The 16,284-nt window shown below is 64.1% G+C and carries 15 protein-coding genes; 4 read left to right on the forward strand and 11 right to left on the reverse strand.

Annotation, left to right across the window (positions count from 1 at the left end; translation table 11 throughout):
• Positions 1-274 precede the first annotated feature (274 nt).
• The 10 genes from ACERIM_RS03105 to coaBC all read right to left on the reverse strand — a co-directional run bounded on the left by ACERIM_RS03105 (position 275) and on the right by coaBC (position 11,493).
• A complete protein-coding gene (locus ACERIM_RS03105; RefSeq protein WP_006649424.1) occupies positions 275-793 on the reverse strand; it encodes a hypothetical protein in 519 nt (172 codons plus the stop codon).
• 50 nt (positions 794-843) lie between these two features.
• The gene (locus tag ACERIM_RS03110) at positions 844-1,287 is read right to left on the reverse strand and encodes a hypothetical protein (RefSeq protein WP_049905675.1); all 444 of its coding nucleotides are present in this window, start codon (positions 1,285-1,287) and stop codon (positions 844-846) included.
• Positions 1,288-1,289: 2 nt separating this feature from the next.
• A complete protein-coding gene (locus ACERIM_RS03115) occupies positions 1,290-2,642 on the reverse strand; it encodes an ABC transporter ATP-binding protein (protein ID WP_373631179.1) in 1,353 nt (450 codons plus the stop codon).
• Positions 2,639-3,976, reverse strand: a complete 1,338-nt coding sequence (locus ACERIM_RS03120) for an ABC transporter ATP-binding protein (RefSeq protein ID WP_373631180.1) — start codon at positions 3,974-3,976, stop codon at positions 2,639-2,641. Before ACERIM_RS03120 ends, ACERIM_RS03115 begins: the two co-directional genes overlap by 4 nt.
• The gene (locus tag ACERIM_RS03125) at positions 3,976-5,709 is read right to left on the reverse strand and encodes an ABC transporter permease (protein WP_373631181.1); all 1,734 of its coding nucleotides are present in this window, start codon (positions 5,707-5,709) and stop codon (positions 3,976-3,978) included. The genes ACERIM_RS03120 and ACERIM_RS03125 overlap by 1 nt, the downstream gene beginning before the upstream one ends.
• Positions 5,706-6,734, reverse strand: a complete 1,029-nt coding sequence (locus ACERIM_RS03130) for an ABC transporter permease (RefSeq protein ID WP_373631183.1) — start codon at positions 6,732-6,734, stop codon at positions 5,706-5,708. The genes ACERIM_RS03125 and ACERIM_RS03130 overlap by 4 nt, the downstream gene beginning before the upstream one ends.
• 140 nt (positions 6,735-6,874) lie before the next feature.
• Entirely contained in the window at positions 6,875-8,647 is a 1,773-nt protein-coding gene (locus ACERIM_RS03135) for an ABC transporter substrate-binding protein (protein ID WP_373631185.1), read from the reverse strand.
• A 239-nt stretch (positions 8,648-8,886) separates the two neighbouring features.
• Positions 8,887-9,456 (reverse strand): hypoxanthine/guanine phosphoribosyltransferase, encoded by a 570-nt coding sequence (gene hpt, locus ACERIM_RS03140; protein ID WP_006181204.1) that lies wholly within the window; start codon positions 9,454-9,456, stop codon positions 8,887-8,889.
• Positions 9,457-9,572: 116 nt separating this feature from the next.
• Positions 9,573-10,208 carry a hypothetical protein gene (locus tag ACERIM_RS03145; protein WP_006649417.1) on the reverse strand — a complete coding sequence of 212 codons (636 nt, stop codon included), beginning with the start codon at positions 10,206-10,208 and terminating at the stop codon, positions 9,573-9,575.
• Between the two features lie 112 nt (positions 10,209-10,320).
• Positions 10,321-11,493, reverse strand: coding sequence for a bifunctional phosphopantothenoylcysteine decarboxylase/phosphopantothenate--cysteine ligase CoaBC (coaBC, locus tag ACERIM_RS03150; protein WP_373631399.1), 1,173 nt, complete (start codon positions 11,491-11,493; stop codon positions 10,321-10,323).
• A gap of 115 nt (positions 11,494-11,608) precedes the next feature.
• Between coaBC and ACERIM_RS03155 the strand changes: the two genes are divergently transcribed.
• On the forward strand, positions 11,609-12,010 hold the full coding sequence (locus ACERIM_RS03155; protein WP_006649415.1) for a type IV pilin: 402 nt from the start codon (positions 11,609-11,611) through the stop codon (positions 12,008-12,010).
• A gap of 90 nt (positions 12,011-12,100) precedes the next feature.
• On the opposite strand, the gene ACERIM_RS03160 is transcribed toward ACERIM_RS03155, so the two are convergent.
• Positions 12,101-12,835, reverse strand: coding sequence for an FAD-binding protein (locus ACERIM_RS03160; protein ID WP_373631187.1), 735 nt, complete (start codon positions 12,833-12,835; stop codon positions 12,101-12,103).
• Positions 12,836-13,018: 183 nt separating this feature from the next.
• On the opposite strand from ACERIM_RS03160, the gene ACERIM_RS03165 reads away from it, so the two are divergent.
• The 3 genes from ACERIM_RS03165 to trkA all read left to right on the forward strand — a co-directional run bounded on the left by ACERIM_RS03165 (position 13,019) and on the right by trkA (position 16,284).
• The gene (locus ACERIM_RS03165) at positions 13,019-14,215 is read left to right on the forward strand and encodes a M48 family metalloprotease (RefSeq protein WP_373631190.1); all 1,197 of its coding nucleotides are present in this window, start codon (positions 13,019-13,021) and stop codon (positions 14,213-14,215) included.
• 73 nt (positions 14,216-14,288) lie between these two features.
• Complete coding sequence (locus ACERIM_RS03170; protein WP_006649412.1) at positions 14,289-14,810, forward strand: SRPBCC family protein; 522 nt, start codon at positions 14,289-14,291, stop codon at positions 14,808-14,810.
• 136 nt (positions 14,811-14,946) lie between these two features.
• Entirely contained in the window at positions 14,947-16,284 is a 1,338-nt protein-coding gene (gene trkA, locus ACERIM_RS03175) for a Trk system potassium transporter TrkA (protein WP_006649411.1), read from the forward strand.

Consider the following 16,284-nt stretch of genomic DNA (forward strand, 5'->3'; position numbering starts at 1 on the left):
GCGCCATCGCGATCGTCGTCCGACGGCACATCCCGTTGACGGATCCGTTGGGGTTCGCCGTACCGCGTCGCCGACTCGGGAGTTTCAACCCGCTTGAATTTTTATCATTCGCTCGCGGGCCCGCGCGCACGTGACATCAGGACGCCGGCTGTGAACCGGGACGAAGACTACACTGATCGGTCGCTCTACAGGCGGAGCAGGCCGAGTGCATCGGGGCTTGACCCCGAGGCGGTTCACGCCACGGAGAGTGCGACGAGAACGGTGGCTCCGACGGTTATGCGTTGCCGGCGATGAAGGGGTCGTACTCGTCGTGTTCGAACGTTCCGAGGATCGTCCCGTCGATCGTCTTGAAGTGGGTATAGAGGGCACCTTCGTCCTCGGCGGCCGTGATCATGCCGTCAGCGCGCGCGAGGTCGTATCGACTGGGGATCAGCATCGATCGCTCGGTCTCCGGGTCGATCAGTTCCGTGACGACGAACATGAACCCGTCTATCTCGGTGCCATACACCAGATACTCGGTGAACTCGTCGCTGTCGAAGGTATCGGTAACGGTCTCGACGTAGTTGTTCGGAATCACGTGCATGAGTCCGAATCGATCGTCTTCGCCCATGTCTCGGCTTACCGTGTCGGTGTGTGCGGCCATGACGGTGACGACGTCCCAGCCCTCGTCGCGACGCTCTTGGGCGATCGCTTCCGTATCCTCGAGCGTCTGTTTCCAGGCTTCCGTCTGGACACCCTGTGGATCCCGGCGTCGGAACGAACCGGGATCGGCAGCGCCGATATCGTCGTGCATACCCCACTGTCCTCAGAGGAGCCGGTTAATTCTTTCCGGAGATGGAGACCTCAGCCGACCCCGAATGCGGTCTCCATGAGAAACGACAGCAACAGCACCAGGAGACTGCCGAGCAGGAGTTTCCCCGGCGGCGTGAGTCGCTTTTCCGGCGGCGGCAGTTGGATCCACCGAAGCGGCGGCAGCGACCGGACGAGCGACTGAAACCGCGTCGAATCGCGGGCAGCCGGTATCGCTCCGGCGACGCCACGGTTCGATGGCGGCCTCACGTCGTCGGGAGACGTCGGCCACAGCCGGACCGTCGCGTACGCGAGGAGGAGCCATCCGGCGACGAACAGCAGGGCCTTCGCACGGACGACTCCGCCACCGGTCGCGACGCCGATGATCAGGGCACCGATACCGGTGAGTGTCGCGACGGCGATCGCGTACGTCATCGCGTCCAGTCCGACGCGCCCGAACACCCGGAGTCGGTCACCGAACCCGTCGCTCGGTGGCATCGTCACCCGTGGCGGTTCTCGATGACGGCATCCGGGGATCGATACTCGTCGGTATGCCGGTGACAGTAGCTCTGGTGGCCGCCATCGCTCATGTCGTGATACGCCGGCGGTTCGTCGTCACAGACGCTGCCAAACGCCTCGTTGAAGACGGCGATCGCCTCGCTCTCGTTGTGATCCCGAGCGAGAGTCGCGATTTCGTCCAGAACCGACTGGACGCGCGCGGGAACCTCCAGGTCCCCGAACAGTTCGTCGTAGGTCTCCTCGACCGTCCCGAAGCGCGTGTCTTTCCCGACTGCCGCGCGGAGTCGATCGCGAACCGAGCGGTCCGCGCGCTGGCGCTCGCTGAGCAGTTCACGAAGCGTATTGAGCCGATTCCAGAGTTCGTCATCGAGATCACGGTACTCCGCCGGACGGATTCGTGCCGGACAGCGCGTGCTGAACGGGCAGCCGGCGGGCGGGTACCGCGGGTTCGGCGGCGTCCCGTGGAGCGTGATTCGGTCGCGTTCGACTGTCGGATCGGGTTCCGGAATCGCCGACAGCAACGCGTGCGTATACGGGTTCGACGGATCGGTGAACAGTTCCTCGGTCGGCCCGATCTCCATGACGTTCCCGAGATACATCACTGCGACCCGGTCACAGAGGTGGTGGACGACGGAAAGGTCGTGTGCGATAAACAGGTAGGTCAGCCCGAACTCGTCTTGGAGGTCCTCGAGCAGGTTGATGATTTCGGCCTGCACGGAGACGTCGAGCGCCGAGACCGGTTCGTCGAGGACGACGAAGTCCGGCTCGAGCGCCAAGGTACGGGCGATACTGATCCGCTGGCGCTGGCCGCCGGAGAACTGGTGGGGATAGCGGTAGTAGTGTTCGCGCTGGAGACCGACGGTATCGAGCAACTCCTTGACGCGCTGGCGTCGCGCTTGCGGCGTCTCCCACTCGTGAACGTCCAGCGGTTCACGGACGATTTCGCCGATCGTCATTCGGTCGTTGAGGCTCGATTCGGGGTCCTGAAACACCATCTGGGCGTTTCGTCGCCACTCGTGGAGATCGTCGCCCTCGAGGGTCGTGATATCGACGCCGTCGAACCGAACCTCGCCGTCGGTCGCGTCCTCGAGTTGGAGGAGCGTTCGCCCCAGCGTCGTCTTGCCACAGCCGGACTCGCCGACGAGGCCGAGCGTCTCGCCACGGTGAATATCGAACGAGACACCGTCGACGGCCTTGACGGGCGTTCCACCGAGGAGGCCGCCGTCCTCGTAGTAGGTCTTTAGCCCCTCGACTTCGATCATCACGTCGCCGTCGCTGTCGGTCGGTACGTCGGTCTCGGTCGCTATCGGCTCCTGGCTCAGTTCGTGACTCATTCGGTATCGCCTCCGGTCCGTCTCGCGTTTCGTCGTCGATGCTGGTCGACCGCCTCGTCCGTCGAACGGTCGCCGGGACAGAGCAAGCACGCCGCGGTATGATCGTCGGTCCCCTCCTCGACCGGGACCGGAACGGGATGAACGGCGTCGCACTCGTCGAACGCCTTCGGACACCGCGGTGCGAACCGACAGGACGTCGCCGGCTCGTTCGGCGTCGGAACGTTCCCTTCGATCGTCTGGAGCCGGTCACCGGATTGTTGTCCCGGAATCGACTCGAGCAGGCCGCGCGTGTACGGATGCCTCGGATCCGAGAACAGCTCGTTCACGCCGGCCGTTTCGACGATTTCCCCGGCGTACATGACGTTTACTCGATCGGAGATCTCCGCGATCACACCCATGTCGTGGGTGATGAACATCATCGAGAGATCCCGTTTCGCCTGTAGATCGGCGAGCAGGTCGAGGATTTGGGCCTGAATCGTCACGTCGAGTGCCGTCGTCGGCTCGTCGCAGATCAGCAACTCCGGCTCGCAGGCAAGCGCCATCGCGATCACGGCTCGCTGACGCATCCCGCCGGAGAACTGGTGTGGATACTCGTTGACGCGGCGACGCGCGTCGGGGATGCCGACGGCCTCGAGCAGATCGATCGCTTCCTGCGTCGCCGCTTCACCCCGCAGTCCCTGGTGGAGCCGGACGGACTCCTTGATCTGGTTTCCGACCGTGTAGACGGGGTTGAGACTCGTCAGCGGGTCCTGGAACACCATCGCGATCCGTCCACCGCGCATGCGTCGCCGCGGTTCGCCGCTGAGACGCGTGATCTCGACGAATCCGTCGGTGATCTCCGTCGGCGTCTCTGGACTTCCGTTGGTGACGAATACACAGTCGTCCTCGTCGACGAGACCGAGTTCGTCGCCGTAGCCGGCGGCGACGACGTCCGCAAGCGGCACGTCACCGGCCCTCTCGCAGCCGAACGCCGCCGGCGTGATATCGATCGTCTCGCGGTCGAACAGGGCAACCGGGTCGTAGTCGGCCGCTACCGTCTCGAGGTCGACGGTGCGATCCGGGAACTTCGAGGCGTACTCTCGAACCGTCTCGAGGTGGTTGAAACGGACGCTACTGCCCTGAAGGGTCCGTCCCGGCGAGTCGACGAGCCCCATGATCGACCGGGCGGTTACGCTCTTGCCCGATCCGCTCTCGCCGACGATGCCGACGGTTTCGCCCCGTCGGATGTCGAACGAGACCCCGTCGACCGCTCGGATAGTCTCCTTGTCGGTGAAAAACGCCGTCTGGAGGTTCCGAACGTCGAGGATCGGCTCGGTTGCCGTCTCCGCCGACATTATCCACCACCTCCGGCTGCTGCGGTACCAGTGTCATCTGTCCCGCCGGTATCCGCCTCCGGATCGATCGCGTCTCGGAGGCCATCACCCAGTGCGTTGAAGGCGGTGACCACGAGGACGATCATCAGCCCCGGGATGGTCGCAACGTGCCACGACGACGTGCCGACGAACGATCGCCCGTCGCTGACGAGTCGTCCCCATTCGGGGGTCGACCCTTCGATACCCAGGCCGAGGAACGAGAGTGCGGCCGTGGAGATGATGATCCCGCCGAGCAGGAGAGAGCCGTAGATCATTATATACCCTGCAATGTACGGGGCCATGTGTTTACGCATTGTGTTGACCGGTGACTGTCCGTAGCTCCGTGCGGCGTCGACCCATTCTTCCTCGGCGACCTGTAACGACGGGCCGCGGATCGTCCGCCACATCCCCGGCCAGTAGACGAACGCGAAGATCAGCCCGAGGAGGAGTCCGCCGTTGAGCGGTTCCGCGATCGGGTGATTCCCCTGGTTGAAGATGACTGATAACATCATCACGAGCAGAAATGCCGGGATCGAGATGATCGTGTCGCTCGCGATCACTGTCAGGACGTCGACGAGTCCCTTGTAGTAGGCGGTCAGCATCGACATCGTGACCGCGATCAGTCCGCCGAGGCCGATCGCGAGCAGTCCGATCACCAGTGACGTCTGCGCGCCGTAGGCAATATGGGTGAGCAAGTTTTGTCCCGATGATGTCGTCCCCAGCGGTGCCCACCGGTCGTAGTCGTCGTAACTCATCGGACCGATGGTGTTTTGCCCGTTCGATTGGCTGTTGAGGTTCGCCTGTCCGGGCGTGGTCGTCGCGACTTCGCCGTCGTCGGTGAGATACTCGACTTCGTACTCGTAGGGAGAGGCGATGTTCTGGTCTGCCGTGGTGGGACTGATGGCCGGTGCCCACAACGCCGTGACGATGAACATGAGTACGACGATCAGGCCGAACTGTCCCCAGTAGTGGGATCGGAATCGACTGAGCGTGTCGTCACGCGGCGTCCAGTCCGCCTGCCGGTAGTGTTCCCGAAAGATCGTATACCCTTTCCAGGTCCAGACGATCACGGCAAGCGCGTAGCCGTAGACGAGTAACGTACGAATCCCCCACGCCACTGCCGGTGAGAGACCGAGGAACGTTCCGTCCCAGCCACCGCCGGGCGTTCTGTGGCCCTGATTGGAGATGACTTCGCGGCTCGTGAGCGTCGGAATCGACGACAGGGTGTTGAACACGCCGTCGATCGCGCCGTCGACGAGTCCGCCGACCGGCGTGAACGCCAGCAGAACCGCGATCGTGGCCAGAACGGCGGTCAGGACGGCCCGCTCGAGGAAGCGGACGATGCGATCGCTCAGACCGACATCGAACCGGTCCGTAGCGGACCAGGACGTGAATCTGGTGACGAGAACGGAGAGTCCGAACAGCAAGAGCAACGTGATCGCGTCGCTGACGAAGTAGCTGACTATCGGAACGGTCGCCTCGCCGACCGAGTCGCCGATCCAGCTGGGTAGCAGCCCCACTAGGCCGATGACGTACTTGACTGCCCCCACGAGCTGGTAGACCCACCCCATGTATCGGCCGAACTCGAGGGCGACCAATACGGCGGTGCCAAGCAACCAGAACCGCGCCGGGTCGGGATTGTCGGCGACGCGTTTACGGAGGGGCCTCGATTCGTCTGTCGTCTCGTTCGGTTCGAAGGATGTACTCATACTCATCGTTCGTACCCCACTCGTGGATCGATGATCGTGTACAGGAGGTCCTGGAAGATGTTCAACAGGATGATGACCAGCGTGAAGATAAACAGCAGCGCCCCGGCAAGCGGTAGGTCTCCCTGGAGCGTCGCCTGGAAGAAGATCTTCCCGAGACCGTTGATGTTGAAGAGATACTCGACGATGACCGAGCCACCGATCAACAGGAACGCCTCGTTCGTGATGACCGGTACCAGCGGAATCAATGCGTTTCTGAAGACGTGTTTCCAGATGATGACACGGTCCGTCAGCCCCTTCGCTTTGGCCGTCTCGACGTAGTTCGAGTTGATCGTCTCGAGGATGGCGGTCCGCCCGATACGGAGTTCCGCGGCCATCGAGGCCGATCCGAGGACCAGCGCTGGCGGAAGGATGAGTTTGATATCACTAGCGATCGTACTCCAATCGATACCGGCCGCCGTAACGAACGTCAGATCGGGCGTTCCTGTGATACTGCTGATATCCGGGCCGAACGTGTACCAATCGAACCCGAACCAGCCACCGCCTTTGGTCTTGCGAAGGACGGCGAGGAGGATGATGCTCAGCCAGAAGTTCGGCATCGCCTGCCAGAGGATACCGCTCACGGAGGCGATGTAGTCGCTCCCGCTGTTGGGCCGCAACCCGGCGTAGAACCCGAGCGGGATACCGATGAACAGCGGGAGCAGGATCGCCCAGAACCCCAGCCAGAGCGTCGGCGGACCCGCAAACGAGATGACGCGGGTCACTTCCATGTCACCGTAAATGACCCAGGACTGACCCAGGTCGAGGGTCAGGAAGTTCGTCACGAAGTCAAGGTACTGTTCCCAGAGAGGGTCGTTGAGTCCGAGCCGTTCGCGCATTCGCGCGGCCTCGGCTCCCGACGCCTCGGGGCCGAGTCGAGCGGCCACGGGGTCGACCGGTCCCATCCGTAATAGTACGAATATGAACGTCATTACGAGAAAGAGGACCGGTACGGAGAGCAGGAGCCGCTTGAAGAAGTATCTCCACCGACTCATGGGTGCTTACGGGCGGTTCGGAGGTCGTTTTTCAAACAATCTTTCATAGATGTCCGTTCGCTTAGTTTTCCCACATGCATCTGAATATTTTGCTTCGTTTTGTCTCAAGAACGGGGATAGGCAGCGGGGTCGCGTCGCCGTTAGGACTCGTCTTCGAGGTTCGCCTGCCAGTCGAGGTAGTAGCCGGTCGCTTCGTTCGGCATCTTCGACGTATCGGTGTTCTTCGGCTCGAAGCCGAAGTGGCCGTACGCGACGTCCGGCCAACTCCAGATCCAGCCGAGCGAGTACATCTCGAGATCGCCGTCCTCACCGCGGTCCTGGAGCGTCGAGAACTCCGTCGTCTTGGTGCTGAGGTCGACGCCGATTCCGGAGAGCCTGCGTTTGATCTCGTCGGCCATGTTCTGGAACGTCGGACTCGACTTGTAGACGGTCGCTTCCATCTCGAACGGATCGTCCTCGGTGAAGCCGGCCTCCTCGAGGAGGTCTTTCGCTTCGCTGCGTTGCATGTCGTTGACGCCGTAGGGCCACTCGTCTTTCCAGTCCTGATAGCCGTCCTGTCCGGTCGGCCACATCGTCGGCGGCGTGAAGCTGAACGCCTCGAAGCCGCGGTTCTGGAGGATGTCGTTGATGAACTCCTCGTGGTTCACGACGTGCGCGACTGCCTTTCGAACGGGTGCGGGGACGTTCGTGACGTTGAACGCGAAATAGAACGTGCCGAGTTCGGGGACCGCGAGGTAGTTCGTGGTCTCGCCGTTCTCGAACTCCCCGTACGTACCGAACTCCCGGTTGTTGTCGTCGGTCTCGGCGTCGATGAGGCCGGGATCGTAGTACGAGGTCGGAATCTCGAAGAAGTCGGCGTTTTTCTCCATCGCGTAGGTGAACTTCGATTCTGGGTCCTCGTTGATTTCCCAGTGGATGGATTCGACGCTCGCGACGGTCCCGTAGAAGTTGTCATTGCGGACGAGCCGAACGTCTTCCCCGGGGTTGAACTCGTCGAACTCGAACGGCCCGGTCCCGTTGGCCATCTTGGTACGGAACTCGTCGTGGCTGACCTCGCCGTCGTAGCCCTCGATGTCGCCGACGAGACCCTCCGGAACGACGGCGAATCCGGTGTGCGTGAGGACGTCTAGGACGGCCGGGTTCGGCTCTTGAAGGGTGACCTCGAGCGTGAGGTCGTCGACGACGTCGATCGCCAGCGAATCGGGGACGATACCGCCGTCGTCGGTCGTTTCGTGTTCGATACCGAGGCCGGTCGTCGAACTGGTAATGAAGTTCGATCGTTCGCTGAACTTGGATTCGGCGAGCCGACGGAACGAGTACTTGACGTCGTCGGCAGTTAGGTCTCGTCCGTCGTGGAACTGGACGCCATCTTTGAGCGTGAACGTCCACGTCAGCCCGTCGTCGGACGTCTCGAAGGAATCGAGCAGTTGATTCTCGACCTCGGCGACGCCGGCCGGATAGTTGGTCAGCGTGTCGTAGAGCTGGACGATGACCTCGCCGGACGCGGTGTCCGTCGACATGATCGGGTCCAGCTCGTCGAAGGAAGCGTTGATCAGGTTCAGTTCCGAATCGCCCTCGACTGTCGTCCGGTTATGTTTCACGTGGTGACGGCCGAGGGAACCGAGCCGGGGAAGCTCGACGTTGTCGTACCAGAAGAATTCACCCTTGCTGTGGTACATCGGGAGCATGACCATGTCGTCCCGCACGGCCTCCTCGATATCGATGTACGCCTCGGTACGCGTTTCTTCCGCGTCGGGACCCGGGTTGTTCACGATGCGCTCCCAGGCCTCCTGTGCTTTCTCGGCGTGTTTTGTCGTCTCGAAGTCCGTTTCCTCGTCTTCCTCGTCGTCGCTGAGGAGGGCCGAACACCCAGCCAGTCCGACCGATGCACTGCCACCAAGGAGAGCAAGCATTTGTCGTCGCGATCGATCTACAGTTGATACATCCGGTATGTCGGACATAAACATGAGTAACCAAGACAATCATTATAAACTTACCGACAACGGGAGAAGGTTGAACTGGGGTTTATTGCACCGATTGGCACACAAATGCACAGATGCGTTCGTTAGCGGAGGTAAAAACAGGAATTCGGTAGCACGGCGGCTCGGGTCCGGGTCGGTTCTCGAAGGCTAACGCGACGTATCGAGACGTCTCAGTTGTCGCCCTCTTCGTCGATGATGACGACTTCGCCGTCGATGACGTCGACGTTGATCAGCGTCTTGACGTCGTAGCCCGCGTCGTCGACCTTGTTCTCGCCGCCGACCTTCTTGATTACCGCGACCGTATCGATGACCTCCGCGCCGATCCCGTCGAGGGCATCCAGTACCGCTGCAAGGGTCCCGCCCGTCGAGAGAACGTCGTCGAGGACCAGCACCCGCTCACCCTCCCGGACGTCGTTGATGTACATCTCGTTCTCCGAGTAGCCGGTCTTCTGGGAGATCGCGACCTCGTCGTCGAGGCCGTACTGGCGCTTGCGGATCACGGTCAGCGGGATGTCGGTCATCAGCGAGACCGCGGTGGAGATGTGAATGCCCATCGCGGCCGGGGTGACGATCCGGTCGACCTCCTCGAGCTGGGCCTTCCGGATGATCCGGATGACGATTTCGCGCAGTAGGGTCGGGTCGAGCTTCGGGACCCCGTCGCTGATCGGATGGACGAAGTAATGATAGCCGTTCTTCTCGATGATCGGGGCCTCGAGCAAGGACTGCTTGAGTTGATCCATGTCGTCGGTGGGACGGTAGCGGAGTAAAACTTGACGATACGCGCGAACGAGAATTGTAGGCGTCGAAACTCGAGCGATTCTCCGTCTCGTCCCGTCGCCACGGCGTCTCGGGCCCCTTACTGCTCGCCGTAGCTGAGTTCGGGTGGCTGCTCGCCGTGGCCGAGCCGCATGTTACGCTCGTGGTAGATGTGTGCGACGGCGGTGACCGTCACCGTCACCGCGATAATCGCCGTCCAGGCGAGGTTCGAGAGGGCGGTCAACGGATAGATCTCCAGCCAGAGCGCGGCGACCAGCGCACAGCTGATCGCACCGAGCGAGAGGTACAGCTCCCGCCAGGCGAACTCCCGGCCGGGGACGATCTCGAGGTAGACGCTGATGTCCCGGGTTCGTTCGGTCGGCTCGATGACGCCCCGATCGGAGTCGAACTCGAGGATACCCGACGTGTCCATCTTCGGGAGGTGTGTCTGTTGCAGCGTCGTATAGACCCGCTTTCGCTGTTCGGGTGTAACTCCCTCGAGGGTCGTCTCGTACTCCCAGGCGGCGATCTGCTGGGCGAGGTCGCCGAGTTCGACGGGACGGTCGTCCTGTTTGAGAAACTGGAGGACGTATCGCCGCCGCTGATTGCGCAGTACTTCGAAGATCTCTCCCTTGGTGAGTTGATCGTCGACCTCGTCACCGTGGTCACTCTCGCTGCCGTCGGCCTCGTCAGCGTCGGCGTCCGGCGGACGGTGTTGTTGTGCCACCGCGATCACCTCGTGCTACCGGTCCCGGCCGGCAGCGCGTGTGGTCCCGTACCCGATCGTATTCCCATCGGTTCGGGCGATGAACTGCACCTATATAATTCTCCTGAACCAACCTATCCGATTACTTCGACGTCTCGTCCGCACCCAGTACCGCCGCGATCGACTCGGCGATCTCGCCGCCTAGTCCGGCCTTTGTCCCCTCGTAGCGGGCGGCATCGCCGGCGTGGACCAGCAGCGCCCGCGTCCGATCGGACCCCATCACGCTCGCGTCGTTGGCGACGACGAAAGCCAGCCCCGCCCGCTCGAGGGTCGTCCGGGCCTGCCCGATCATCGCTTCCTCGTCGCCGGAGGTTTCGGTCTTGAAGCCGACGATCGGCAACTCCGGGAACTCGGCGCGGATCTCGTCGATGAGCTTCGGCGTCGGCTCGAGGTCGAGGGTCAACTCCTGGCCCGAGCGGATCTTCTCGTCGCTTTCCGCGACGGTGTAGTCGCCGATGGCGGCCGCCGACACCAGCGCGTCGGCGTCCTCGCAGGCCGCTCGCGTCGCCGCGAGCATCTCCGCGGCGCTCTCGACGTCGCGAACGTCGGCGTATGGTACCTCGGGGCCGTCGTGGACCAGCGTCACGTCCGCGCCGCGAACGTAGCAGGCTTTCGCGACCGCCCGGCCCATCTTGCCCGACGAGCGGTTCGTGATGATCCGGACGGGATCGATCGACTCGCTGGTCGCGCCGCTGGTGACGACGACCGACGCGCCCTCGAGGGGGCGATCGCCGGCCGCGCGGGCGACGTCACAGACGATCGCCTCCTCGCTGGCGATCTTGGCCTTCCCCTCCTCGAGACGCGGATCGACGAACTCGACCCCCCACTCGGTGACGGTGTCGATGGCCTCGAGGACGCCGGGGTGGTCGTACATCGGTTCGTGCATCGCCGGCGCGATCACGACCGGCGTGTCGGCTCCGAGCGCGGTCGTCGCACAGGTCGTGACCGGCGTGTCGTCGACGGCCCCCGCAATTTTGCCGACCGTGTTCGCGGTGGCGGGCGCGATCAGGAACACGTCGGCCCAGCCGTCGAACCCACAGAGATCGACGTGTTCGACGCCCCCCGTGATCTCGGTGACGACGTCGTTCTCGGTGGCGAACTCGACGGCCCAGGGGTGGACGATCCCCTGTGCGCTATCGGTCATCACGCCGCGAACCGTCGCCCCTCGCCGTCGCAACTCGTGGGCGAGTTCGACCGTCTTGACGGCCGCGATCGATCCCGTCACCCCGAGCGCGACGTTGACTCCCTCGAGCATGCCGGGTACTTCGAAGGGGGTCCCTTTAGGCGTACCGTCGTCCCCTGATCGCACGTCGTTCCCTCCAGAAGCCGCCACCGAAAACCGTTAGTGACTGTGATAGTAAGTGCGTTCAATGCGTTTACCTCGATCATCTCGTGACGACCGGGGCGTCTCGGTCGTCATCGGGACCGTCCTCCTGATCGGGATGGTCACGATGTCGATGGCAGTTCTCGGCGCGACCGTGCTGAGTACTGACCTCGTCGACAGTCCCCCTCGAGCGGAGTTCGTCTATGAAGAAGGGAGCGGAACCGTCACGATCGGCCTGACCGAGGTGCAGCGACTGACCGCCGGTGAAACGGAAATCAAGCTTCAGGACGGTGGAAGTTGCGGTACGTGGGACGGCAGCGGCGATCTCGAGGAGGGCGATGTGACGACTGTAGACAAGGGCGACTGCGGGGAGTCGCTCGACAAGGGCGACGTATTGCAGGTGATCGGTTCGGAGACGTTGCTCGATACCTACGAATTACGCGAGTAGCAACCGTAGCACAGTCGGTGACGACGTGACTGTCGGTTCGATCGACTGTCGAGGACTCCACGATTACGGTGACAGATCGGACGTCTGCGACTACTCCGAAACACTCGGGTGCATCGTCGGCTCCTCGTCTACCGGCTCGGAAAACGCCTCGAGCATGCGCGCTCTCGCGGTCTCATCCCGCTCGAGGCGCTCGTCGTCGTCGATCTCCTCGCAGCCCGGCGGTACCTCACGGCCGCGGCCAGTGAAATAGCCCTCCGGGGTGACCCAGTCGTGATAGAAGTTCGCGTCCGAGTCGTGAACGGCGGCGAGGCCGACCTTCGCGCCGTGGCCGGCCGCGACGATCGCCTGGTGGGGTTCCTCGGCCAGCCGACCCGCGGCGTAGACGCCGTCGACGGCCGTTCGCCCGGCCCCGTCGACGTTCACGAAGTGCTTGCTCCCACGCTGGATGCGACCCACGTCCAGCGGCACGAGATAGTCGCTGTCCGACCACGAGGCCGCGATCACCCGGCGGGCCTCGAGCGGCTCGCCACCCTCGGTCTCGAGGCGAAAGCCCGCCTCGAGGTCCGTCTCGTCTACTGGTTCCGCACGCGTTACGCGCCCGAGTTCGAACTCGGCACCGGCGGTGCGGGCCTGCTCGCGGCTCAGTTGCAGGTAGCGCCGGGCGTCGACTCCGTCGGGAAAACCGGGATAGTTCTCGAGGCTGGCGTTGCGCGCGAGGATCGACTCGCCACCGTCGACGACGAGCGTGTCGAGTCCCGCGCGGGCGGTGAAGATCGAAGCGGCGAGGCCGGCGACGCCCCCGCCGACGATACAGACGTCTCGCATGGCAGCCCGTTGACTCGGCAGTGTATAGAAGGTTGCCGTCGACCGCAACGCCGGACGGGGACCGGTCTCGGCGTTCGAGACCCGCTCGGCTCGAGTCGCGTGGGGACCGCAAAACGCTGTGGCTCGACCCCCGTCATGTGGCTCACCCAACAGTATTTTGAGCCGAACCAGTGAAGTTCCGGTATGTTCGTCGCCGCCTTCCTGATCGGACTCGCGGTGGTTCCGTTCCTCGTCTTTCGCGCGTACGCGACTCGAGTCGAGGCGTCGGACGAACCAATCGAGGACCGACTCCACCGCCTCAACCGCGCCCAGCAGGTCGGCGGGTTCACCCTCCCGGTCGCAGCGATCATCGGGCTGTACGCGCTCGAGGTGATCGACCGAGTACTCGCCGCGATCGGAACGGCCAGCCTCGAGATCGGCGGCTTCGCCGTCCTCGAGTTCGGCGCGATCGTGCTGGTCTCGTTCGGGGTCGTCACGCTGCCGCTCGTTGGGATGGCGCTTGGCGCCTACCCGACGGTGCGCTCGCTCCGGGACACGTCGGCGTCGCTGTGGCGGGTCGTCACGGGCGTCCTCGCGGTGATGGGGATCACTGCCGTCTCCGTCGGGGTCGCGCTGGCGGGCTTTTTCGCGATTCAGTCCGTCTTCGGATCGTCGCTGCCAGTGTTGCTCGCCGGGCTCGGGGCCGTCGTCTTCGTCGGCTTCGGCCTCTCGCCGTACCTGATCCTGCTCTTTCAGGATCGGGTTCCGCTCGAGGGCCAACGCCGCGAGCGCGTCGACCGGCTCTGCGAGGAGGTGGGCTATCGGCCCCGCGGACTCTTCCTGCTCGAGGGGGAATCGACCAAGACCGCAAACGCCCTCGTCGCGGGAACGGTCCCCGGTCTGCGGTACGTCTTCCTGACCGACTATCTGCTCGCCGAGTGTGACGACGACGAACTGCGCGCGATCCTCGCTCACGAGTTCGGCCACGTCGCGGGCCGGCACCTCTGGCAACGTGGCCTCCTGACCGTCGCCGTCTTCAGCGTCTGGATCGCCGGGGCCGACCTCGTCGGCTTCGGCGCGCTCGAGGAGACGCTTGGCTTCCTCGGCTTTTTCCTGCCGTTCATGGGCCTTTATGCGGTGTATCACGTCGTCTTGCTGGGCGGGCTCGCACGCTGGCAGGAGTTCCGGGCCGACGCCTACGCCGCCCGACGCGTCGGCCACGAGGCGACGGTCGCGGCCCTCGAACGCCTCGCGGACGCGAACGACACGCGCCGCGAGGCGGGGCTGCTCTACAGTCTGGCGACCCATCACCCGCCGATCGGCGATCGGATCGAGGCGGTCCGCGACGGGATCGAGGCGACCGACGACGTCCCGGGGAGCGAGACGCCCTCGAGCGGCTGACAGCGGCGCGCGCTCGCGCCAACGGCGTCGATCGGATGGCAATCCTTACTTTCGAACCCGTCGTACGGCCGCCGTGGACCGAATTCTCCTCAGCACGCTCGCCCATCGGTCGCCCGAGGAGGTCTTTCCGTACGTCCGCTCGTTCACCGAGTACCCGCGGTACACGGACCACCTAAAGGAGGTCCGCGTCAACGGCGACGGCGGCGTCGGCTCCGTCTACGACCTCGAGTTGGCGTGGTGGAAGCTCAGCTACACGGCCCGCTCGCGGGTGACCGATATCTCGGCTCCGACGTCGCTCACGTGGCGACTCGTCAACCACCTCGACGCCCGCGGGGAGTGGCGCGTCGAACCCGAGCCGGAGTCGGCACCACCGGACGCCGAGACGGCAAGCCGGATCTACTTCGAGGCCGTCTACGATCCACACTCGGCCAACGAGGATGCCATCTCGCTGCCCAGACTCGTCTCGCTGGACTGGGTCGTCCGGAAGGTCGAGCCGAAACTGCTCAACGAGGCCCGAACGGTCGTCGAGCGGCTGGTCGCGGACATCGAGGGCCGCCAGCGCGACGTCGAGTTAACCGTCCACGAGATGCCCTGACCGAAGGACGCCGCCGGGTCGACGACGCCCGCCGGCCTCGAGAAGCAGGCCGAACCCACTTCCGAACCGCTGCCGACACTGTGGATATGAGCGCCAGCCCCACCGTCTCGAGTCCGCGAACGCGGGTGAGCCATCGATGCGCGTAATCGTCGTCGGCGCGGGGCAGGTGGGCTCGAACATCGCGGCGAGCCTCGACGAGGATCACCACGTCGTGGTCATCGATCGGGACTCGGAGCGGGTCGAGGAGGTCACCTACTCCCACGACGTGTTGACGGTCCGCGGCGACGGGACTGACATCGAGACGCTCCGGGAGGCCGACATCGCGGACGCGGACCTGGTCATCGCCAGTACGGACGTCGACGAGACGAACATCGTCGTCTGCGGAGCGGCCAAAGCGGTCGGCGACCCGTTCACGATCGCCCGCGTCAGGCAGACGAACCTGCTTCGCACCTGGGAGGAATCGATGGGGGCTTTCGGTGTGGATTTCATGGTCTGTACGGACCTCCAGACCGCCGAGACGATCGTCCGAATCGCCGGGCTGCCGGGCGCACACGATGTCGAGACGTTTGCCAGCGGACTCGTCCGGATGGCCGAGTTCGAAATCGGCCCGGAGAGCCCGATCGCCGGCGAGACCGTCTCGGCGGCCGACCGGTTCGAGTCGCTGACGTTCGTGGCCCTGTTACGCGAGGACGAAGTCGTCGTGCCTCGGGGCGAGACGGTCATCAGGGCCGGCGACGCGGCAGTCGTGATCGGCTCCGGGGAGAGCGTCCGGTCGTTCGCGAGTGCGCTGACGCCGGCACCGACCCTCGAGGACGCCCGCGAGGTCGTCATCGTCGGCGGGACGGAGATCGGCTACCAGACCGCTCGGCTGTTCGAGGCCGAGGGGTTCGAGTCGCGACTGATCGAACGCGATCCCGGGCGGGCGCGGGAACTGGCCGAGCGTCTGCCGGACACGCTCGTGTTGGAAAGCGACGCGACGGACATCGACTTCCTCGTCCGGGAACACGTCGACGAGTCCGATATCGTGGTCGCCGCCCTCGAAAGCGACGAGCGGAACCTGCTCGTCTCCCTGCTTGCCAAGCGAATCGGCGTCGAGCGGACGATCGGGGTCGTCGAGTCCGCCGCGTACGTCGACCTCTTCGAGACGGTCGGGATCGACGTCGGGGTCAACCCGCGGCTGGTCACCTCCGAGGAGATCACTCGGTTCACCCGCGAGCAGCGGACCGAAAACGTCGCCATGCTCGAGTCCGATCGCGCGGAGGTCCTCGAGATCGAGATCGACGCCGACAGCGTTCTCTTCGAACGCTCGATTCAGTCGGCGATGGCCGACCTGCCCGACGGGGTGGTCGTCGGCGCGATCAGCCGCGCTGGTGAACTGATAACGCCCCGCGGCGAGACGGTCGTCGAGGGCGGCGATCACGTGGTCCTGTTCGTCGAGACCGCAGTGTTGAACGCGGTCGCCGGGGCGTTGTGA

It is taken from the genome of Natrinema sp. H-ect1 (genome assembly GCF_041821105.1).
Taxonomy (GTDB): domain Archaea; phylum Halobacteriota; class Halobacteria; order Halobacteriales; family Natrialbaceae; genus Natrinema; species Natrinema thermotolerans.